Here is a 20,407-nt window from a genome sequence, read left to right on the forward strand (position 1 = left end):
TAAGACAGAATCTATGGACAAAGCCGCTTGGAATATGTGGAATCAGGATGCCGTGAGTTTGCTGGCGGCGCTGCGGCAGGCCGTCATGAGTTCGGAGCAGCTGGTTCAGGGGCACCTGGAGCGTATCGCGCAATCGCAGGCGCGGCTCAATGCGGCGACGCAGGTTTTCAGCGAGCAGGCGCTGTCTCAAGCGCGCCAGCTTGATTTGTCTGGCGATAAATCCTTGCCTTTGTTTGGCCTGCCTTGCAGCGTCAAGGAGACGTTTGGTTTAGCCGGTGAGCAGGTCACAGCGGGCTCGGTGCGCATGCAGCCGGAATTGCATGAGCAAGATGCGGAAATTGTGCGGCGCTTGAAGGCGGCCGGCGCGATCGTGATCGCGCGCAGCAATGTGCCGGAGTTTGCGATGACCGCCGAATCTTCCAACCCGCGCTACGGACGGACTAATAATCCGCTCGATCCGGCGCGCGTGGCGGGCGGCTCCAGTGGCGGGGAGGGCGCTCTGGTCGGTTCAGGCGGCTCGGTGTTTGGTGTTGGCTCGGACATTCTTGGCTCGATCCGTATCCCGGCGGCGTTTTGCGGCGTGGTCGGCTTCAAGCCGCATTCGGGCGCTGTCGACAAGCGTGGCACCTGGCCTACGGTGCGAGGCAATACGAAAAGCTGGCTCGGCCTCGGGCCATTGACGCGCAGCGTGCGCGATGCCGAACTGGTCTACAACGTCATCGCAGACCAGCCGATTGCTGCGCCTGCCGAGCTGGGCGGCCGCCTGGTGATTCCGCGTGGCTTCCCACTGAAGATGCGGGAGCCGTGCATCGCCGCAGCGCTGGACTGCGCCACCAAGACACTGCTCAATGAAGGCTACGCCGAAGATGGGCGCGACTTCGGCGACGTCTGTCACCTCTTTCTGCAAATTCCCAAGCTGATCCTCGATGATTTTTACGGCGACTGGATACGCCTGCTCTCCAGTCCCGAACACGGCCGTTTCTCGCCGCTGAAGGAACTGTGGGCACAGTTGATAGGCAAGCCGACCATCGACGACGGCCTGCTGAAATGGATGCTGATCGCGCCGCTGCTGAAACCGCGCAGTGAAGCCAAGGTGCAAACGATCGCGGCCACTTTCGCGCGGGCCCGCATCCATTACCAGTCATTGCTGGGCACCGATGGCGTCATGGTGCTGCCGACGCTGGGCCTGCTGCCACCGCAGCACGGCAAGATGAACCGGCTATCCTTGAAGCCCGGCGTGAACGGCCTGTTCACCGCCCACACCATGGGCAACTACCTCGACCTGTCGGCCATCGCCGTCCCAGCCCGCAAGTTCAGCGACCCAGCTACCGGACTGCCGCCCAGCATCTCCGTCCTGTGCGCACCGGGCGCAGAAGCCAAACTCTTCGCCGCCGCCAAGCGCCTCGAAGCAGCGCTTAACTAAGTGCGCAACAAGTCAAGGTTCTACGCCGGATCCCGATCATTCAGTTGGCGAGATTCGCCACCTCACCTTCGGAATGTCGTATGCTGGGCGTGTACTGACTGTTATTTCAACCGAGCGACACGGTGGCATTCGTATCATCAGCGCGCGCAAGGCTACCCGACACGAGCGAGGGATTTATGAGCAAGGCTAAAACTAGCGATGAAATGCGGCCTGAGTATCGCCGAGAGGATATCGGTCGTGGTGTACGAGGCAAGTACCTAGCTCGCCGTATGCCTGGAGCGAATATTACGGCGCTTGATGAGAAGCTTGCCAAAGCTTCTTCAAATTCCGAAAAGGTCAAGACATACCGTTGAGTGATTTTGTCCCGATCGCTGCACATGCACAGATCGGGACTATTTGTGGTGCTTAGGCGCGGCGGGCGTGGGCTTCCTGGTGCTGGGAGAGTTGCACGCTGCGGGTCTGGCTTGGCACCAGGCTGGCTTTGCCTTTTTTGCCGCCTTGCGGTGGCAGCTTGAAGACTTCCAGCGCTTTCGCTACAGCTTGCGTTTGTAGGTCGAGCACGCCGGTGGCGGAGGAGGCTTCTTCTACCATTTGCGCATTCTGACGCGTCACTTCATCCAGCTGCATGATGGCGTCCTGCACCTGATGCACGCCGCTGGTTTGTTCGCGCGTCGAGCCGCTGATGTCGCCCATGATGGACGCAACGCGGCCAATCGCTGCAATCACCGCTTCCATATCTTTACCGGCAGTACTGGCCATGCCGGCGCCGATTTCAATCTTGTCGGCCGAGGTGTCGATCAGCGACTTGATTTCCTTGGCCGCCGCCGCGCTGCGCTGCGCCAGGTTGCGTACTTCGCTGGCCACCACCGCGAAGCCACGGCCGCTCTCGCCAGCGCGTGCTGCTTCCACCGCTGCATTCAGCGACAGGATGTTGGTCTGGAACGCGATGCCGTCAATCAGGCTGATGATGTCGACGATCTTGCGCGACGACTGGCTGATGTCGTTCATCGCGGTCACCACTTGCGCTACCGCCACCCCGGTGCGCTCGGCCAAGGCAGTTGCTTCGCTGGCTACGCCGCTGGCGGTGGTGACGTTGTCGGCGGTCTGGCTGACCATGCCGGTGATCTGGCCCATGTGGGCCGAGGTCTGCTCCAGATTAGCCGCCTGCGCTTCGGTACGCGCCGACAGATCGACGTTGGCCGAGCGCACTTGGGTGGTGGTGCTGCGGGTCAGGGTGAAGTTGCTGCGGATATCCACCAGTATCGACGCCAAGTTCAGATTCAGCTGGCGCACAAACGCTTGCAGCTGGCCCAGTTCGTCATGACGATCCACCGCCATGCGGGTGGTTAGGTCGCCGCCGGCCAGAATGCGGGTCGCTTTGATGCTAGCCTTAATCGGCGCCACGATCGCGACGTGCAAATTACGCCAGCTGTACAAGGCCAGCACCGCCATCAACAGCGCCTGCACGTGCAGCGCGGTCTCGGAATAGTCAAACAGCGCATGGCTGGCCATCGACAGCGCCAGCAGCGTCACGCCGCCAAAGCTCAGGGCCAGGCGCTGCGCCAGCGTGATATCGCGCAGGGCGTGCGACAGCTTGCTCCAGCCGCGCGCCGCTTCAGCGCCGCGCACGATGCGCACGCCGTCCGGGTTGGCGCCCTTGAGGGTGCGGTACAGCTGCGCGGCTTGGTCGATTTGCTCTCGCTTGGGCTTGGTGCACACCGACATAAAACCGGTGGTCGCGCCGCTTTCAATCACCGGCGTGACGTTGGCGATGCACCAGAAGTAGCTGCCATCCTTGCCGCAGTACTTCACCAGCCCGCGCCACGGTTCGCCCGACATCACGGTGCGCCACATATCGGCATCCACTTCCTGCGGCATGTCCGGGTGGTACAGCGCGCTTTGCTGGCGGCCGGCCAATTCCTCGTCCGTGTAACCGCTGGCGTCCGTGAAGGTGGAGTTGACGTAGGTAAGGCGGCCCTTCAGATCAGTGGTCGTGACGATCGGCTTGCCATCTTCAAGAACGGTTTCGTGGCCGCTCCCTTGTTGCGTGCTGCGCATGTGCAAATCCTGTGCAAAGGTTAACGAAAGTGGACTGCATACTAACAGATTTAGGATTCAACTAATTCCTAAAAGCACTATTTTTGCACCATAACAACAAAACGGCTAGCACGGGGCGCTGGCGTGGTAAAGTCTTGCCTCGAATACAAAAGAGGGAGAGCCCGTTGCACCTATTTCGCGTCATAGCTCTGCTGGCCTTGCTATGGAGCGTGGGCAGTTCTGCCGCCGTGCCTGCCAACGATTTGGCGAGCTACCATTTCCGCAGCTGGATGGTCGAGCAAGGGCTGCCGCAAATTACCGTCAACGGTATTCGCAAGGACAGCAGTGGGGCGCTGTGGCTGGCGACCGAGAAAGGGCTGGTTCGCACCTACGGCACTGATATGGAAGTGTTCCGCAGCGCGGACACGCCTAGCCTTGGCTCCAACTGGATACGGCTGTTGCAGCCGGCCGGCAACCGCCTGTTCATCGCAACACAAAAGAATCTGGCATGGTGGGATGGCCGCGCCTTCCACGCGGTACCCGGCAGCGAAAAACTGGGCACGGTGCGGCAGATGGCCGCCGATGCCAACGGCCTGTTGTGGATCCTGGCCGATCACTTGAGCGCATGGGACGGCCAGCGCCTGCAAACCTACGCGAACCTGGAGCCGGCCTTCAGTGCGCTTGCGCTGAACGCCGCCGAGCCGACCCTGGCCGATCAGAACGGCCGCCTGTGGGCGCTGCGTGGTGGCAAACTGGCCGAGCTTCCCTTGAACTGGCCGGCCGGCGTCTCGATTCGCCATCTGCTGTGGCGTCAAGGCCAGCTGTGGCTCGGCTCCACCCAGGGCTTGTATGCGTGGACGCCGGCCAGCAACGCACCGGCCAAGCGCATCGATGACGACAGCGCAGCCGTCGACCAACTCAGTCTCGACAACGATCAGCGCTTGTGGGTATTGGCCGCCGGCAGCCTGCGCGTGTTTGAAGGCGAGCGCAATATCGCGGCGCTGCCGTCCACCGCCGCTAGTGCACTGAGCACGGCGCGCATCGTGCTGGCGGAAGACCTTGATCATTTCTGGGTAGGCAGCCAAACCTTCGGCCTGCGCTACTACTGGGCCGCCGCCACCCGCGCTTTGCAGCCGGAAGCCAACGGCCAGCCGCTGCAAACCTGGGCTTATACGCCCACCAGTCACGGCCTGCTGGTCGGCACCAACCAAGGCGTCTGGCGCACCGATGGTGAGAGCATGACGCCGTTCTACACGGCGCCCGAACTGCAAGGCCAGATCGCCTACTCCATGCTGGAAGACAAGCAAGGACGCCTGTGGATTGGCACCCGCAACGGCCTGCATAGCCTTGAGAACGGCAAGCTGCACCGCGTTGAGCAGCTGGACGGCGTCACGGTCGGCACCTTGTTCCAGCGCGCTGATGGACAACTGCTGGCCGCCACCATGCAAGGCCTGTACGCGCTGGACGGCGCGGCCCGCACAGCGACGCGGCTATTCCGCGAGCAGTTGCCGGGCACGGTCAGCACCATGTACGAAACCAGGGATCATGCCCTGTGGATCGGCTCGGCGAATGGCCTGTGGCGCTGGCATGACGGCCAGCTGCGTCCACAAGCGGCCAGCGCGCTGGGCCAGGCCCTGATTACCGCCTTGACCGGCTTTGGCGAACTGGGCGTGCTGGCCGGCACCTACCAGCACGGCGTCCACATCATCGATGGCGACAAGCACCGCAGCTGGCTGCGCACCGATGGCATGCCGTCCGATGGCGTCGGCTCGCTGGCTTATTACGATGGCTGGTACTGGGCTTCGTATGTGGACGGCGTGTTCCGCTTCCAGTTGCCGCCCGAGGGCAGCAAGGCCGCGCCGCTGGCGCAAACGCTGTACACCGATCTTGGCAATGTCACCGGCCGCAACCGCATTCGCTGCTGCAACGGATTGGGCCGTGACAAGGGCTACCTCGCTGCACCGTATTTCTGGGCCGCCAGCCTGGCCGGCGCCGTGCGCACCCGCCTGGACGTGCCACCGCCGTCGCTGCCGCAAGTGTTCATGCGCAAGGCCAGCGTCGATGGCAAGGCGCTGGACTTGAGCGGCGGCGCACTGCGCCTCGCGCCGGTACAGCGCGAACTGGAGATCGGCTTTGAAGGCCGTGAATTCCAGCTGCCGGAGCGCTTGCTGTACCGTTACCGCATGCCGCCGTTCCAAAACGAGTGGCGGCAAGTCGGCTCCCGTCACATGGCTTACTTCACCAACCTGCCCGCCGGGGATTTCAGTTTTGAAGCGCAAGCGAGCTGGGACGGCCAGCACTGGGGGCCGGCCGCCGCGCTGGACGTGCGCGCCGAACCGGTATGGCACGAACGCGCCTCGGTGCGGGCGCTGGGCGTGGTGCTGGCGCTGCTGCTGGTGTACGCGCTGGTGCAACTGCGCCTGAAACAGCTGGAAGCACGCAGCATGGAGTTGCAGCGCGAGGTCGATCGGCAGACCGAGGCGCTGCGCGCCGCCAATGCCAATCTCGAACGCCTGAATCAATCGCTGGAACAAGCCAGCCTGACCGATCCGCTGACCGGCCTGCACAATCGCCGCTTCGCACAGCAGCACATTCCAGCGATGCTGGCCAACTTGCGTCGCCGCCGAGCCGTACCGAATGCGACCGACGTGGTGGGCGTCATCCTGGTCGACCTCGACCACTTCAAGCGCATCAACGACGGCCATGGCCACGACGTCGGCGACGCCGTGCTGCAAGGCGCGGCGCAGGCCTTGCGCCGCGTGATCCGCACCGAAGACCACGCGATCCGCTGGGGCGGTGAAGAGTTCCTGCTGCTGGTGCACGGCCGCTGCCCGGAAGATTTGCATGCGGTGGCCGAGCGCATACACGCTGCCCTGGCCGAGCATGCCGGCGGCACGGTGGCGGGCAAGGTGACGGCATCGGCGGGCGTGGCGTGGCTGCCGCTGCCCGACGGCGCTTGCGATGAGCACGCGCTCGAATGCGCGCTGCAAATGGCCGACTACGCGCTGTACGCGGTCAAGGGCGGCGGCCGCAACGGCAGCGCCTTCGCCGAGCTGGATGCGGGCGTGGTGTGGCCGGCGGCCGGGGCAGTCACGGAATTGCTGAAAGCGTGGGAAGGCGAAGGTCGCTTGCGGCTTACCAATCGCGGCGCAGGCGCAGCATAGCGAACGGCTGGGTGCGGGTGCTGTTGTGCTCGTAGAAGTCCGGGCCGCCCGCCAAGCGGTCATTGCCCGCATAGTGCATGCGGTCGTAGGTGATGACGCGGCTGGCGAGATTGTTCAATTCCAGGGTCAGCATCATATTCGAGGCCGGGCGGTAGTTGACGAAGGCGCGTGCCCAGCTGCTGCCGCTGCTGGTGTCGCGCTCGGCCACTTGCCAGCTGTCGTTGTTCCAGCCGTTGTCGACCGAGAAGCCCCATGCCGCTTTCTGCTGCGGCAAATCCTGCGAGAACTCGACCCGCCACGCCAGCGCCTGCTCGCCCGACAAGCGGCGCGTCGTCAGCGTGGTTGGATCGGTGACCGATGACGAGCGCCACGTGGTCGACAGCTTGAGCAAGCCTTGCGGCAGCGCCAAGCTGTCGGTCGGCAGATTGAGCATGCCGGTCACGCTATCCGCGCTGGCGTCGCCGATATTGCCGGCCGTGTCGTAGGTGGCGGATGCGGTACGGATCGGCATGCGGTCGACCACGTCGCTGATGTGCGATTGGGTGTAACTGAGCACAGCCGCGCCGCGATCCCAGAAACGGTACTCCACCGCGCCTTCGCACAGCCAGGTCTTGGCCGGCACCACGTCCGGCAGATCGGCGCGCAGCGTCTTGTCGGCCATGCCGAAGAAACCGGCGTTGTCGCCAAAGTTAAGCTGGCTGACTTCGCGCTCCATGCGCAGCCGCAGTTGCAGCGCCGGCGACGGCGACAAGGCCAGGCGCAGGCGCGGTTTAGGGTAGAGGTAGCTCTTGCCGTCCGCCTGCGCCGAGCTGGTGCTCAGGCTGGAGTGCGCAAGCTTGAGGCCGGCCTCGGCGCTGAGCGAGCTATCGACTTGCCATGCCGACGACAACTGGCCTTCCACCCGCGACTCCTGTGCCCACGCGTAGATGCCCGGCGCTGCGGCGCTCTGGGCGTTGGGCTGGTACGCATTGTTGTTGTCGTTGGTGTTGACGGCGCGTTCGATGCCGCCGCGTATCACCACGCCATCAGAGGTTTGCCAGGTCAGCTGGCCGGCCAGCACGTGCTCGTTGGCCGAAGTGCTGCTCAGCGAGTGCGAAGTGCTGCCGCCCGACGCAAAGGCCGAATCGTTGCTGACCTCGGCGCTGCGGTGCGTTGCCTTGAGGTCCATGCTGGCGCCGCCCGCGAGATCGCGCGTGTAGGCGATGCCCTGCTCCATGGTGCGGCCGGCGTTGTCGTTGCTGTTCAGTCCAACCGAGGCGCCATCGTTATGAATCTGCGATTGGTACGTCCACGGATTGAATGCGCCGTTCAGGGTCAGCTGGCCATCGAACAAGTCTTGGCCGTAGTTCATCTTGACCGATTTATTCTCGGAGATGCCGGAACCGGACAGCTGGGTCTGAGCGTCCGGGCCGCCGTCGGCGTACTTGGTGATGCGCTGGCCTTCGCCTTGGCCGGTATCGGGAGAGCGCCGCCAGCCTGCGGAAATGTTGATGCTCTTGTCGCCGCGCTTCAGGTTGTAATTGCTGTCCAGTGTAGGTTGCAAGCTGCCGTCCGCCGTCACGTAGCTGGACGCGGTGGTGGAGGCCGACACCAAGTCCATCGGCTTGAGCACCACGTTGGCCACGGTCGGGTAGCCTTGCATATCGATACCACTCGCGCCGCCGTTGATGACGTCGATGCGTTCCACCGCCGCGACCGGGATGCGGCCCAGCACATCGCCCAGCGGATCGGTCTTCGACGTTGGGCGCTTGCCGTTGATCAGCACATTGCCGGGCGTGCCGCGCCCGGTATTCCCGCCTTCAAACACAAAGCCCGGCAGGCGCGTGATCATATCCAGCGCGGTACTCGACTGAAACTGGTTGAAATATGCCGGCGCAAACGACTGTGCGCCAGCCATCCCTTGGGCGGCCAGCGCACTGACTAGCAAAACAGCATGGCGAATGGACGGAAAATGGCGCATCTCAACATTGTGCAATGAACAGCATTTCCCTGCAAGCGTCCAGTTTCAGCCCTTTTAATCCAGTTTGAGGGCCTTGGCGACGTCTTCCCACGCCACGTACTTGAAGTTCTGCGGGCCGTCGGGCAGGCGCTTGTAGCCGTCCTGGATCACCAGCATGCCCTTGGCGTACGGGCCGCCGAAGTTGGCCGAGCTCACTTCCAGGCCGTCCGTCTCCGAGGTGCCGTCAATGCCGGCGGCAAGGTTATAGCCGACGCGGAAGCTGCCGCGCACGCGGTAGGGCGCTTGCGCATCCAGCACCAGGTAGCTGTTGTCGCCCTGGCTGGACACCACGAGATAGTCGGCTTTGTCGCCGTGGTACAAGCCCATGCCTTCGACATCGGCCACCAGTTGCGGGCCGACCGGCACCACCATGCTCAGCTTCGCTGGTGCGTCGCCGCGCGCCGATACCGTCCACACGCCGCGTTTTTCTTCGCCGAGGAACAGGCGGTGATTGCGGTCATCGACCACGCAGCCTTCCGGCTGGCTGCCGACCTTGAAGCGGCGCAGCAGTTTGCCGCTCATGGCTTTACCGTCCGACTCGATGCGGTACTGGAGGAAGCTGCCGTCCTTGTCGTTGATGAAGGCTTCCAAGCCGCCATCGGCTGGGCGGTACAAGCACATGCCGTAGATGTTGTCCAAGCCGGTAGGGAAGGCGCCGGCCGGCGTCACTACGCCTTGTGAGTCGATGGCGAATAGCATCACGCTGTTGTCGTCGCGCTGGGTGGCGACGGCCACGTCGAGCTTGCGGCCGCCGATCGTCACATTCTGGCGCACGTCGACGTTGTTGAGTCGGCCCACTTCCAGCAATTGCAGTTCCTTGCCGGCCAAGTTGTACACCAGCAGGCCTTGCTTCTTGTTGGTGCCAAGGATGCGCGCACCGGTCGGATCAGCCGGGTTGCGCCAGATGGCCGGATCGTCGGCCGCATCGCCGGTGCGGGCCACGGGTTCGGTTTGCGCGCGCGGCTGGACAATGGCCTTGGTCACCGGCGTAGCGGCGGCGGGCCACGGCAGCACGATGGCTTCACCTTTCTTGATGGTGTCGCCGCGCTTGAGCAGTTTGCGCTCAGGCACGCCCTCAGCTTCGGCGTTGTACGCCCATAGGCCGACTTTGTCCTCATTGACCAGCAACTGCTGGGCGGCGTCGTCGGCGCGGCAGTGCTTGGTGTGCGGCGGCAGCGCCAGCTTGCGCACCAGTTGGCGCTGCTCGCCGTGCATCAGCCATTGCTCGGCCTGGCCATCCTTGGCGACCACGAACAGGTGATCGATTTGCTGGGCGTCGCGGTACAGGCAAGCTGCTTCGATGCCGAACGGCGGCGCCGGGAATGGCGCTAGTGCGGTCAGCGCGCCAGCTTGCAGGTCAACCCGCACCGGCAGCACTTGCTCGGCATTGGCGTCCATCACCACGGCAATCGCGCCGTTGCCCTGCGGCCGCAGGTCGAGGTGCTTGGCGCGCACTTTGAGGCGGGCGCGCTCCTTGCCGCTGGCGTCCAGCAAATGCACGCCTTGCTTGTCGAGACTGAGCCAGCCGCCGTCCGGCAGCATGGCCAACTCGCTGGCCTTGGCTGCCAGGCCCGGTAGCGGCGCAGCGGCGTTGGCCAGTGCGCCGCCGGACAGCAGCGCGCTTAACAAGATACGTGTGATGAGGCTCGGTTTCATGGGTTTCATTAGAACAGGCTGACTTTCAGGCTGAGTTTGTAGGTGCGGCCGTATTGTTCGTATTGGGCGTTGTAAGCCTTGCTGCCGAGGTAGACGTAGTATTTCTCGTTGTTCAGGTTGGCGGCTTCAAAGTTCAACTGTACCTGCTTGCTCAACTGGTAGGCCAGCGAGAAGTCCACCTGCTTTTGGGCGTCGACGATGCGGTCTTGCTTGGCGTCGAGAATGTCGTCGCCCATCTCAAGCAGGTAGGACGACTTGTAGTTGACGGCCAGACGGGTACTCAGCGGGCCTTGCTCGTAACCCAGCATCAAGTTCAGCACGCGATCCGATTGGCCCGGCAGGTCGATGCTGCGCGAGCGCATGCGCTTGGCGGCGGTGTCGTAGCGGGCGACGTCGGCATCAGAGCGGGTCAGGCTGCCATTGGCGCCGACGATCAGGCGGTTGAACGGCTCCGGCAGCATGCGCAGCGGCTGGGTGTACGACAGTTCCAGGCCTTTGACGCTGGCCTTGTCGCCGTTGGCGTAGGTAATCGCCGAGGTGTAGTTGGCCCACTGCCCGCTGCCCGCCAGGTTGGTGGTGTAGGTGAAGTTCTTGATGTCCTTGTGGAACACGTAGGCCGACAGCGCGCCGTCGTCGCCGAGGATGCGCTCGATGCCGAGATCGAGGTTGGTCGATTTCAGCGGCGCCAGATCCGGGTTGCCGATGGTGGCTTCGGTGTCGCTGGCTTGGCTCACGCCCGGCGCCAGTTGGCTGAAGTTGGCGCGCACCACGGAGTGCGTCCATGCGGCGCGGACGCTGGTTTTGGCGTCGAGATCGTAACGGGTTTGCAGGGCCGGCAGCCAGTTGGTGTAGGAGCGGTCGCGATTGATTGGGCTGAAAGTGCCTGCCTCTTCGTCCACGCGCGATCCGGCGGCGTCGAAGCGGGTGCGCTCGGCGCGCACGCCGGCCAGTATGTGCCAGGTATCGAGGTCGATGCTGTTTTGCAGGTAGGCGGCGTCGATGTATTCTTGCAGGCGGTAGTCGTCGATGGTGGAGTCAACGATGACGCGGGCCTTATCGCGGCTCAGGCCGGAGACCAGCGTGCGGATGGCGGCCGGGTTGATGGCGCTGCCGATCTTGCCCAGTTTGTAGTCGAGCTGGCTGGTGGTGATGTAGTCGCTCATGCTGGTGCTGGCGCTGCCGATCTGCTTGCTGCTGTACGACCACAGTTCCGTGTCGTTGGTTTTTTCGCGGCGGCTGGTTTTGGCGCCGAACTTGAGCGTGCTGCTGCCGTCGGCCAGTTCGAACTTGCGCGACAGGTCGAATTGCAGGTGGTGTTCCTTGTCCTCGGCATCGCCTTTTTTCAGGGCGATGGAATTGAGCTTGTAGTTGGCCGCGTCGTACAGCGCGGCCGGGCCGGTGATGTGCGGAACCTCGGTGCCGGTGAAGCCGACACCGGCGAAGTCCTTGCTGCCGCGGAAGCGCGCATCATTGATCGACTCCGGCGCCTCGTCGGTGGAACGGCTGGCTCCGCCGTTCAGATCCAGTTTCCACTGATCCCATTTCTGCTCGGTGCCCAGCACCAGCGATCTGATGGTCTGGGTGTACTTGCGCTGGCGCAGACGGCGTTCGCCGCGCGCGCTAGCGGTTTGGCCTTCGGCGAGGCTGCCGCCGGCGATGTTGCTGATGGTCAGGCGGTCGCGTACTTCGTCGTCGCTGAAATCGCTGATGAAGCTGCGCAGGAAGTATTTGCTGGCGTTGTCGGCGTGGTAGTCGAGGTTGAGCGCGGCGGCACGGCGTTCGCGGGTTGGCAGGTAGTCGCGCAGTTCCAGGCCGGCCAGTTTGCCGTTTTCCCATGCGCCGCCGGTTTCGGCATTGTCCGAGCCGAACTCGCGTTTTTCGTAGCTGAGGCCGCCGGCGACGCCGAGTTTGCCGTCGAGGAAGCGGTCGGCAAACAGCACGCTGCCGCTTGGGCTGGTCTTGCCGATGTTTTGGTCGCGGCTGGCGCCGACCGTGGCCGACAGTAGTTTGCCGGTCAGGTCGAAGCCGGTCAGGGTTTTCACTTCGACGGTGCCGCCCAGCGAGTTGGCGTCGTGGTCGGGCGTGAGGGTCTTGCTGACTTCCAGCGTGCGGATCAGGCCGGCTGGCAGCACGTCCAGCGCCACAGCGCGGCGGCCCGATTCCGGCGACGGCACCAGCGCGCCGTTGATGGTGACGGCGTTCAGATCCGGGCCGAGGCCGCGCACGCTGACGTAGCGGCCTTCGCCCTGGTCGCGCTGCACCGCCACGCCCGGCAGGCGGGCCAGGGCTTCGGCGGCGTTCTTGTCCGGCAGGCCGCCGATGTCGTCGCTGCTGATGACGCTAACGATGTTGTCGGCTTTCTCTTGGGCAGCGATGGCGTTGCGCAGGCTGGCGCGCTGGCCGCTGACCACCACGCTGTTGGCGCTGGCGGCCACGCTGGCGGCAAGTTCGGCGGTGTCGGCCGGATCGGCGGCGTGGGCGTAGCCGGCCAGCATGGCGAGCACGCCGATGGTCAGGGCGGAGAGGCGGGGAGTGGTGTGTGTCGTTTTCATTTTGTGCCGTTAGTGGAATGGAGAACGGTGCGGATAGTAGGCAGGCAATGTGTCAGTTGCATGACAGCTGGGCGCGCCGAGGCCGCAAAACAGCGTCAGCGCAGGCCAAATGAGCTTGAATGACCTGTCAACGCGGTGCCGGCGAAGGCGGGCATCCACGGCGAGGCTGCGATGACGTACGTGATGTGAGCTGTTTTGACCTGCTGTTGGAAATCCGCCAATCCACCGTCATGTCATACCCGCGTCATAAACCACAGTTAGGCTGCTGCGGCACTCACCACGTCCATCGCCAAGCTATGCTGCAACTACACCGCTTTACCCTGATTGTTTCCGGCCTCGCACTGCTGGCTTGCGTGTGCCTGTATTCCACGCTGGGCATCGCCAAGCCCTTCGCCGTGTGGAAGTGGACGGACATCATCAGCGAAGGCGGCACCGCCGTGATGGCCGGCAGCTGGGTACTCTTCACTCTGAGCAGCCGCCCCGGCGGACTGGTGACGCGCTTGCTGGCGGGCGGCCTGTCGATGATCATGATCGGTTCCTTCGCCGACTGCCTCGACGAATTCTTCGCCATCAGCAAGGCGGCGCGCTGGGATCACTGGCTGGAATCGCTGGTGCCGCTCGGCATGCTGTGCGTTACCTGCGGCATGTATTACTGGCGCCACGAGCAATTCCGCCTCAACGAACACCTGCAAAAGCGTGAACGCCTGTTCCGCGACCATCGCGCTTTCGACCGCATCACGCAACTGGCCAACGCCGACTACCTGCGCCGTCAAATCCGCCACGAGCAAGCGCATAGCGCCGGGCAGCCATGCGCGCTGGTGCTGCTCGATATCGACGGCTTCCACCGCATCAACCGCGACCACGGCCAGCGCGAGGGCGACCGCGTGCTGCAAGCGGTCGGCCATATGCTGCTGCTGAATCTGCGCAATGACGACCTGCTGTGCCGCTACGCTGGCGACCGCTTCGCCTTGCTGATGCCCGGCACCAGCGCGGCCGAAGCCGAAGCCTTGGCGCGTCATCTGTCGGCCATGGTTGGGCAGATGCGCCATCATGCCAGGGATGGCAGGGTGCAGATCAGCTTGCGCCACGCCAGCGCGGTTGCCGACGTTGCGCCGGACGTGCTGCTGGCGCAGTTGAGCCGTGAGCTGGCATTGCAAGCCGAGGCCAAATCGGCTGGAACGGCAGCGGCGTGATCGCTTATCGTCAAAGCGGCGACCGTTTTATCCCGGCGCAGCACCAGCCGGCGCTGGTGCTGGACTATGCGTGCAGCCGCGAGCTCGATCGCGATGGCGACACGCTATTGCGCGGCACCGGCCTGCGTCACTGGGATATGCCGTCTGCCGATTGCGAGCTGACGCCAGCCGAGTATTTGCAGCTGCTGTCCAATGTGATGCGCGCGCTTGATAGTCCCGATACCAGTTTCATGCTGGGCCAGCAAATGCTGCCCGGCCATTATGGCGCTCTCAGCCATGCGCTGCTGCAAGCCCAGAGTTTGCGGCAGGCGCTGGATATTCTGTGTACGGGACATGCGCGCCTGTGTCCGTTGTTGACGCCGCGCTTGCGCGAGGAGGGCGGTCTGGCGGTGCTGTATTGGACTGACAGTTTTGGCGCACCCAGCCAACTGCCGGCGCTGGTCGAAATGCACATGACGGCGGTGACGGCCATGTGCCGCTGGCTCAGCGGCGAGCGCCTGCCCTGGCGCTACTGCATCAACCGCAGCGCACCGGCGCACGTGGAGCAGCACGAGGTCCACCTTGGCAGCGACCTGCGTTTCAACTGCCATCTCGACGCGATGCTGATTGATCCTGTCTGGCTGGATCGTCCTTGGCCGCGCGGCAATGCGATGGCGGCATCGGTAGCGTTGCAAGGCGGGGACGCGGAAGCCGGCGCGCCGAGTTTGCTGACGGCGCTCTACGACTACCTATTGGAAAATATACGGCTGAGCCCAACGCTGGAAGGCAGCGCCGCCGCCTTTGGCATCAGCCCTGCGACCATGAAACGCCACCTGGCGCGTCACGGCAGCCACTTCCAGGCCGAGCTCGATCAAGTGCGCACCCACGTGGCAATGCAGCTATTCCAGATGCGCGGCTACGACAACGAAGCCGTGGCCCATTACCTCGGCTTCCACGACGCCACCAACTTCCGCCGCTCCTTCAAGCGCTGGACAGGCTTGGCGCCGAGTTTGCTCCGGGACGCATTGCTGCGCACCTGAGTCCCGCCAGAATCAGCTGTGGTACACCTCCGCCACCACGGCCGGCGCACCGATGATTTTGAGGTGACCGAAGTCGTAGCCCACGCTGCTTGTATCGGCCGCGCCGAGCTTGCCCGAGAAGTCGTAGGCAAGATGCGAGTGGGTGGCCGACGAGTAGACGAGGCTGACCTCGTTGGGCGTGGCCAGCGTGACGCTCAGGGCGTGCACCAGCAAGTCGCTGCCGTGCTTGGCGCCGCTGGTGTAGCTATCGGTGCCGAAGCTGCCGTTGCTGTTGTAGTAGCCGCCAAAGGAGAAGCTGCCGTCGCCCTTGAGCGCACCGGCGCTGATTTCGATCGGGTTTCTATCTCTTGAATTATAAAAATAATATCGTAGGTGCAAATAATGCATCTAAAGTGAACCAAGGATAAGTTATTTGTTGACTACGCTTCGAGTATTTGCGACATATTGTTGTATGGTGAGTCGCTTGCGCCTGGCCGGTGGAGAACCGATGCCTTTCAACATCTAATCCTGATTTTCCTGTAGGATATCGTCTTCCTCCGACTGGGAGGGGGATGATTATTACTAGGGCAAAGGGAACACGGTGACGGCTTCCTTCAGTCCCGATCTCTTGGAGACGGAATGGGAGTTTCACGCCCACCGATGCAGCGACCGGCTTGGCTGGTCGTCGGAGCATGTATTTTTGCAGTAGCAACCGTGGCGGCAGCGGAGGGCTGGCGCTGGTCGCGCGCGTCGCAGCACCACGCCAAGCCGGCGCCCGTCAGCACGGCCACGCCGACCCCGGTTACCCTGACCGAGATTTCCCACGCCATTATTCCAATGCCGAAAGGTGTGCCGTCCGCGCACGCCAGCGCGCTGGCGCAACTGCCGCAGGGCGATTTGATCGCATTCTGGTGGGCTGGCAGCCGCGAGTCCGGCCCGGACGTCAAGGTCTACGCCTCGCGCTGGTCGAACGGGCAGTGGAGCGACAACTGGGTGGTCGCCAGCCGCGAGTCGCTCGGTGCCGCGCTGGGCCACGGCGTGCGCCGCATTGGCAATCCGGTGGCGTGGACTGCCGCCGATGGCACGGTTCATCTATATGTCGTGGCGACCGGACTTGGCGGCTGGGCCGCTTCGCGCGTGGTGCAGCTGCAATCGCAAGACGAGGGCCATAGTTTTAAAGTGCGCCGCGTGCTGCCGATGTCGCCGGTGTTCAATACCAGCGTGTTGGTGCGTTCGACCCCGGTCGGCCTGGCCGATGGCGGCTGGTGGCTGCCGGTCTATTTCGAGATCGGCCACAAATATCCGATGCTGGTGTCGTTCGACGCCAACGGCGATCCGCAGCGCCTGACCCGCATCGGCGCGCGTACCCGCTCGCTGCAACCGACCCTGGTGCCGGTGTCGCCTACCGAAATCCGCGCCTGGATGCGCGATGCGAATAAAGATCACTCGGTAGTGCAGCAAGCCGTCAGCCACGATAACGGCGCGACCTGGCAAGACCTCGGCCCGACCTCGATCCGCAATCTCGGCACCTCGCTGGCGGTGCTGCGCCTCGATAGCGGCAGCCTGCTGATGCTGCGCAACCAGGGCACCAACCGCAAGACCGCCCGCAGCACCTTGTCGCTGTCGATTTCGACCGACGGCAAAGGCGAAGTGTGGACGCCGCTGACCGACATCGTGTCCGGCCAGGAAGGCGACGAATTCTCTTATCCCACCATGTTCCAGGTGGGCGATGAGCTGCACATTACTTATACCCACCAGCGGCAAGCGATCGCGCACCACCGCCTGAAAATTCACGACGGGAAGGACGTGCTATGAGCTTGCCCGAACTCGAGCTACAGATAATTTATGCGCGCATCGCGTGGGGCTTGGTCGCCGCGTCGATGCTGTTGTCGGTACTGCCTACCGTGCTACCGAAGATCTTCCCGCAACTGGCGCGCCGCACCAAGGCCATCGTCATCGGCACCGTGGCGCTGATGATGGTGCTGCCGGGCGAAGCGTCGCCGGCGCACTGGCTGACGCTGGTGTTCCAGTATCCAAGCGGCCTGCTGACCGGTTATAGCCTGGTGGCGCTGCTGGCGCGCTGGCGCGAGCGCCCGGTGATCTTCCCGCTGCACCCGGCCTTCGCGTTGTTGCTCACCGTGATCGGCGTGGTGCTGTACCTCGACGCCTTTGGCGTGATCGCGGTAGGACTCTATTATCGCGGCTTTGACTCCGGCGCCGCCGCGGTGCTGACGGTTGCTGCTGCCGTTGCGGGTGCTGCTGCCGTCTACTTCCGTTATGCGGGCACCGCCGGCGCGGCCTTGCTGACCAGCGTCTTGCTGTTCTCGCTGCTGCGCCTCCCTAGCGGTAATCTGTGGGATGCGCTACTCGATCCGCTGCTGTGGGCATGGGCCGTAGGCTCGGTCATCTGGGCCGCCGTGCGCCGCTATCAGGCGCGCAAGGCGGCGCTGCTGGCGCCTGTCGTGCCCCCGGTCGAAGTGGACGTGGAGCCGGAATTGGCGCAGGCACGTGCCGCTGCCATCGACATTGAACAAGTTCAGTACAAATAATATCAACAAGGGAGTAATACATGGCATCGACGAAGTGGTATGTGCATCCGGTAGTTGCGACCGGTGTCGCGATCAACGTCTTTCTTCTCGGCCTGGCGGTCGCGTTCTCGCACGATCAGCAGGCCTTGTGGCGCTTGCTGGTAGAAGATGGCATCGTTGAATGGATGCAGTTCCTGTGCTTTGCACTGCTGTCGGGTTTGCTGGGCTTCCTCGCCGTCGAACAATGGCAGCGCGAACCGAAGATCAACCTGCAATTGCTGGCCTTCGTGGGACTGAGCGCGCTGGTGGGTTTGGCCGCGCTGGAAGAAATCAGCTGGTTCCAGCGCGTGCTGCACATTATTCCGTCGGAGTTCTTCGCGCAGAATAATCGTCAAGGCGAGACCAATCTGCACAATCTGGCGCTGGGCAAGAGCAGCTTGCACAAGGCCGTGCTGTTGAAGATTATCGCCATCGTCGGCCTGACCCACAACATCATCCTGCCACTGCTGGCCCGTACCAAGCCAGCCGTGCGTACCTTCGTTGAGAAGTTTGGCCTGTACCTGCCGCCGCTGTCGGCGTCGATTATTTACATCGTACTGGTGGCGCTGTCGCACCTGCTGGTGGACCACCCGCGCAAAGGCGAGCTGGGTGAGATCTTCGGCGCGATGCACTACCTGGTGACCGTGGTTGCCGCCTACTTCTTCGGCGTGAACTACGGTAAAAAGCCGGTGTTCGCCGACTCGCGCGACGCCCGCAATATCTCCACGCTGTTCTGCATGATCCTGGTGTTCATCCTGCTGACCGGCTGGATGCTGAGCGCCGGTGCCGGCGCCGGCGCCTACATCGCTAGCCATCCTGGCTTTGGTGCCGAATGATGCAGCAGTCCTTGTTGCAGCGCTTCGCGGCGCGGCTTGAAAAACTGACGCTGTGGGCCGGCCCGTTCGCCGGCGTGCTGCAGGTGTTGCTGCTTGGCTTGGTGATTTTCTCGCTGTCGCGCGCCGGCCTGGTGGCGTGGCAGTGGGAGCGCGTGTCCGCCACCGGGATCGTCGGCCAGATCATGGTGCAGGGCGTGCGCGCCGACTTGATCATGCTCGGTTACTTGATCGTCCTGCCGCTGGTGTTGTCTCCGTTGCTGGCGCATCAAAAAACGCTGAAGCTGTGGAAGAACGTGACGGTGGCGTGGGGTACGTTTGCACTGATCTTCATCGTCTTCATGGAGCTCTCCACGCCGCAGTTCGTGATGCAGTATGACGTGCGTCCGAACCGCTTGTTCATTGAATACCTGTCGTATCCGGCCGAGGTGATGTCCACCTTGTGGCACGGCTTCCGCATCGCGCTGGTGCTGGGCGTCGGCTTTACCGTGCTGCTGGGGACTGCGATCTACAAGCTGCTGAAAGCGGCATCGGCCAACATGACCGCGTGGCGTCCATTGAAGCTGCTGGCCCTGTGGCCGTTGCTGGTGCTGCTGGTGGCGTTTCAGATTCGTTCGACCCTGGCGCACCGCCCGGCCAATCCGGCGTTGTTCGCGCTGACCGGCGACGCCATGGTCAACTCGCTGATTATCAACTCGCCGTGGTCGGTGCTGGATGCGTGGGGCGCGATGAGCCATGAGGCCAATTCGTCCGAGATCTACGGCAAGTACCCGCGCGAGAAAGTGTTTGAAGTGGTGAAGAGCGCGCCGTGGCTGCGCGATCAGCAATTCACCTCCGCCGATATGCCGACCCTGCACAAGCAAGTGGCGGCGGTGGAGCGCCCGCGTCCCCTCAACCTGGTGATCGTGCTGGAAGAAAGCCTGGGCGCGACCTTCGTGGAATCGCTGGGCGGCCTGCCGGTCACGCCGGAACTGGAAAAGCTGAAGAAAGAAGGCTGGTGGTTTGAGCAGCTGTACGCCACCGGCACCCGCTCGGTGCGCGGCATCGAGGCCGTGGTGGCGGGTTATCCGCCAACCCCGGCGCGCAGCGTGGTCAAGCTGTCGCTGTCGCAGCAGAACTTCTACACGCTGGCCGCAGGGCTGGGCAAGCAGGGCTACCACACAGAGTTCGTGTACGGCGGCGAGGCGCACTTCGACAATATGCGCAGCTTCTTCACCGGTAACGGCTTCCAGAAAGTGGTGGATCGCCGCGATATGAACCCGGTGTTTGAAGGTAGCTGGGGCGCATCGGACGAAGACCTGTTCGACAAATCGCTGGAGCGTTTGAAGACGCTGCATGCCAGCGGCAAGCCGTTCTTTAGCCTGATCTTCTCGTCGTCGAATCACGAACCATTCCAGTTCCCGGATGGCCGCATCAAGCTGCACGACGCGGAAAAGCAGACCGTGAACAACGCCGTCAAGTACGCCGACTATGCGCTGGGCCGCTTCATCGCGGAAGCCAAGAAGCAGGACTATTGGAAGGACACGGTATTCCTGATCGTGGCCGACCACGATAATCGCGTCTATGGCGACAGCCTGGTGCCGATCAAGAAGTTCCACATTCCTGGCCTGATTCTCGGTGCGGACGTGCAGCCTAAGCGCGTTACCACGATTGCCAGCCAGGTGGATTTGGCGCCGACCTTGTTGTCGCTGATTGGCGTATCGAGCGAGCATCCGATGATAGGCCGCGACCTGGCGCGTGATAGCGAGACGCCGGGCCGCGCGCTGATCCAGTTCGATAATTACTTCGCGTGGCTGGAAGGTTCGTCGGCCACCATCCTGCGTCCGGGCCAATCACCGCTGGCTGGTCAGTATGATGCGGCGACCGGCGTACTGACTACCGGCGGCGTGCCCGATGCGCAGCTGGTGGACAAGGCGATGTCGCACGTGGTGCTGCCGTCGCTGCTGTACCGCGAGCAGCGTTACAAGCTGCCGCCGTCTAAATAG

General features: G+C 63.4%; 13 protein-coding genes and 1 pseudogene. 9 read left to right on the top strand and 5 right to left on the bottom strand.

Annotation, left to right across the window (positions count from 1 at the left end):
• Positions 1-13: 13 nt before the first annotated feature.
• Positions 14-1,423 (top strand): amidase, encoded by a 1,410-nt coding sequence (locus GTP45_RS09615; RefSeq protein ID WP_161013657.1) that lies wholly within the window; start codon positions 14-16, stop codon positions 1,421-1,423.
• Between the two features lie 37 nt (positions 1,424-1,460).
• Positions 1,461-1,613, top strand: a pseudogene (locus GTP45_RS29290) (BrnT family toxin); the annotation flags it as partial.
• Between the two features lie 215 nt (positions 1,614-1,828).
• Here GTP45_RS29290 and GTP45_RS09625 read toward each other — a convergent pair.
• Positions 1,829-3,481, bottom strand: a complete 1,653-nt coding sequence (locus GTP45_RS09625; protein ID WP_161013658.1) for a methyl-accepting chemotaxis protein — start codon at positions 3,479-3,481, stop codon at positions 1,829-1,831.
• Positions 3,482-3,645: 164 nt separating this feature from the next.
• On the opposite strand from GTP45_RS09625, the gene GTP45_RS09630 reads away from it, so the two are divergent.
• Positions 3,646-6,624, top strand: coding sequence for a ligand-binding sensor domain-containing diguanylate cyclase (locus tag GTP45_RS09630; protein WP_161013659.1), 2,979 nt, complete (start codon positions 3,646-3,648; stop codon positions 6,622-6,624).
• On the opposite strand, the gene GTP45_RS09635 is transcribed toward GTP45_RS09630, so the two are convergent.
• From GTP45_RS09635 to GTP45_RS09645, 3 genes are read right to left on the bottom strand one after another with little or no spacing between them, the layout of a single operon-like run.
• A complete protein-coding gene (locus GTP45_RS09635) occupies positions 6,596-8,584 on the bottom strand; it encodes a TonB-dependent receptor plug domain-containing protein (RefSeq protein ID WP_161013660.1) in 1,989 nt (662 codons plus the stop codon). The genes GTP45_RS09630 and GTP45_RS09635 overlap by 29 nt on opposite strands.
• Before the next feature lie 54 nt (positions 8,585-8,638).
• Positions 8,639-10,279 (bottom strand): phytase, encoded by a 1,641-nt coding sequence (locus tag GTP45_RS09640; protein WP_161013661.1) that lies wholly within the window; start codon positions 10,277-10,279, stop codon positions 8,639-8,641.
• A gap of 8 nt (positions 10,280-10,287) precedes the next feature.
• Entirely contained in the window at positions 10,288-12,831 is a 2,544-nt protein-coding gene (locus GTP45_RS09645; RefSeq protein WP_161013662.1) for a TonB-dependent receptor, read from the bottom strand.
• Between the two features lie 296 nt (positions 12,832-13,127).
• Here GTP45_RS09645 and GTP45_RS09650 point away from each other — a divergent pair, with 296 nt between their 5' ends.
• Both GTP45_RS09650 and GTP45_RS09655 read left to right on the top strand, forming a co-directional pair.
• Positions 13,128-14,024, top strand: coding sequence for a GGDEF domain-containing protein (locus GTP45_RS09650; RefSeq protein WP_161013663.1), 897 nt, complete (start codon positions 13,128-13,130; stop codon positions 14,022-14,024).
• Positions 14,021-15,043 (top strand): AraC family transcriptional regulator ligand-binding domain-containing protein, encoded by a 1,023-nt coding sequence (locus tag GTP45_RS09655; RefSeq protein WP_161013664.1) that lies wholly within the window; start codon positions 14,021-14,023, stop codon positions 15,041-15,043. The genes GTP45_RS09650 and GTP45_RS09655 overlap by 4 nt, the downstream gene beginning before the upstream one ends.
• A 12-nt stretch (positions 15,044-15,055) precedes the next feature.
• Here the strand turns inward: GTP45_RS09655 and GTP45_RS09660 are convergent, their stop codons facing one another.
• Positions 15,056-15,421 (bottom strand): hypothetical protein, encoded by a 366-nt coding sequence (locus GTP45_RS09660; RefSeq protein WP_161013665.1) that lies wholly within the window; start codon positions 15,419-15,421, stop codon positions 15,056-15,058.
• 240 nt (positions 15,422-15,661) lie between these two features.
• Between GTP45_RS09660 and GTP45_RS09665 the strand changes: the two genes are divergently transcribed.
• The 4 genes from GTP45_RS09665 to GTP45_RS09680 are packed head-to-tail and all read left to right on the top strand — an operon-like array spanning position 15,662 to position 20,407.
• Positions 15,662-16,837, top strand: coding sequence for a sialidase family protein (locus GTP45_RS09665; RefSeq protein WP_161013666.1), 1,176 nt, complete (start codon positions 15,662-15,664; stop codon positions 16,835-16,837).
• Entirely contained in the window at positions 16,834-17,571 is a 738-nt protein-coding gene (locus GTP45_RS09670) for a hypothetical protein (RefSeq protein WP_161013667.1), read from the top strand. The genes GTP45_RS09665 and GTP45_RS09670 overlap by 4 nt, the downstream gene beginning before the upstream one ends.
• Positions 17,572-17,591: 20 nt before the next feature.
• On the top strand, positions 17,592-18,425 hold the full coding sequence (locus GTP45_RS09675; RefSeq protein WP_161013668.1) for a hypothetical protein: 834 nt from the start codon (positions 17,592-17,594) through the stop codon (positions 18,423-18,425).
• On the top strand, positions 18,422-20,407 hold the full coding sequence (locus GTP45_RS09680) for an LTA synthase family protein (RefSeq protein ID WP_161013669.1): 1,986 nt from the start codon (positions 18,422-18,424) through the stop codon (positions 20,405-20,407). Before GTP45_RS09675 ends, GTP45_RS09680 begins: the two co-directional genes overlap by 4 nt.

It is taken from the genome of Duganella rivi (genome assembly GCF_009857435.1).
In the GTDB taxonomy this organism is placed as follows: Bacteria; Pseudomonadota; Gammaproteobacteria; order Burkholderiales; family Burkholderiaceae_D; genus Rugamonas; species Rugamonas rivi.

Excerpts from the sequence above, each read along its gene's own strand:
- GTP45_RS09615 (WP_161013657.1), top strand. The coding sequence starts at position 14 with ATGGACAAAGCCGCTTGGAATATGTGGAATCAGGATGCCGTGAGTTTG.
- GTP45_RS09625 (WP_161013658.1), bottom strand. The coding sequence starts at position 3,481 with ATGCGCAGCACGCAACAAGGGAGCGGCCACGAAACCGTTCTTGAAGAT.
- GTP45_RS09635 (WP_161013660.1), bottom strand. The coding sequence starts at position 8,584 with ATGCGCCATTTTCCGTCCATTCGCCATGCTGTTTTGCTAGTCAGTGCG.
- GTP45_RS09640 (WP_161013661.1), bottom strand. The coding sequence starts at position 10,279 with ATGAAACCGAGCCTCATCACACGTATCTTGTTAAGCGCGCTGCTGTCC.
- GTP45_RS09645 (WP_161013662.1), bottom strand. The coding sequence starts at position 12,831 with ATGAAAACGACACACACCACTCCCCGCCTCTCCGCCCTGACCATCGGC.
- GTP45_RS09650 (WP_161013663.1), top strand. The coding sequence starts at position 13,128 with ATGCTGCAACTACACCGCTTTACCCTGATTGTTTCCGGCCTCGCACTG.
- GTP45_RS09665 (WP_161013666.1), top strand. The coding sequence starts at position 15,662 with ATGGGAGTTTCACGCCCACCGATGCAGCGACCGGCTTGGCTGGTCGTC.
- GTP45_RS09670 (WP_161013667.1), top strand. The coding sequence starts at position 16,834 with ATGAGCTTGCCCGAACTCGAGCTACAGATAATTTATGCGCGCATCGCG.
- GTP45_RS09675 (WP_161013668.1), top strand. The coding sequence starts at position 17,592 with ATGGCATCGACGAAGTGGTATGTGCATCCGGTAGTTGCGACCGGTGTC.
- GTP45_RS09680 (WP_161013669.1), top strand. The coding sequence starts at position 18,422 with ATGATGCAGCAGTCCTTGTTGCAGCGCTTCGCGGCGCGGCTTGAAAAA.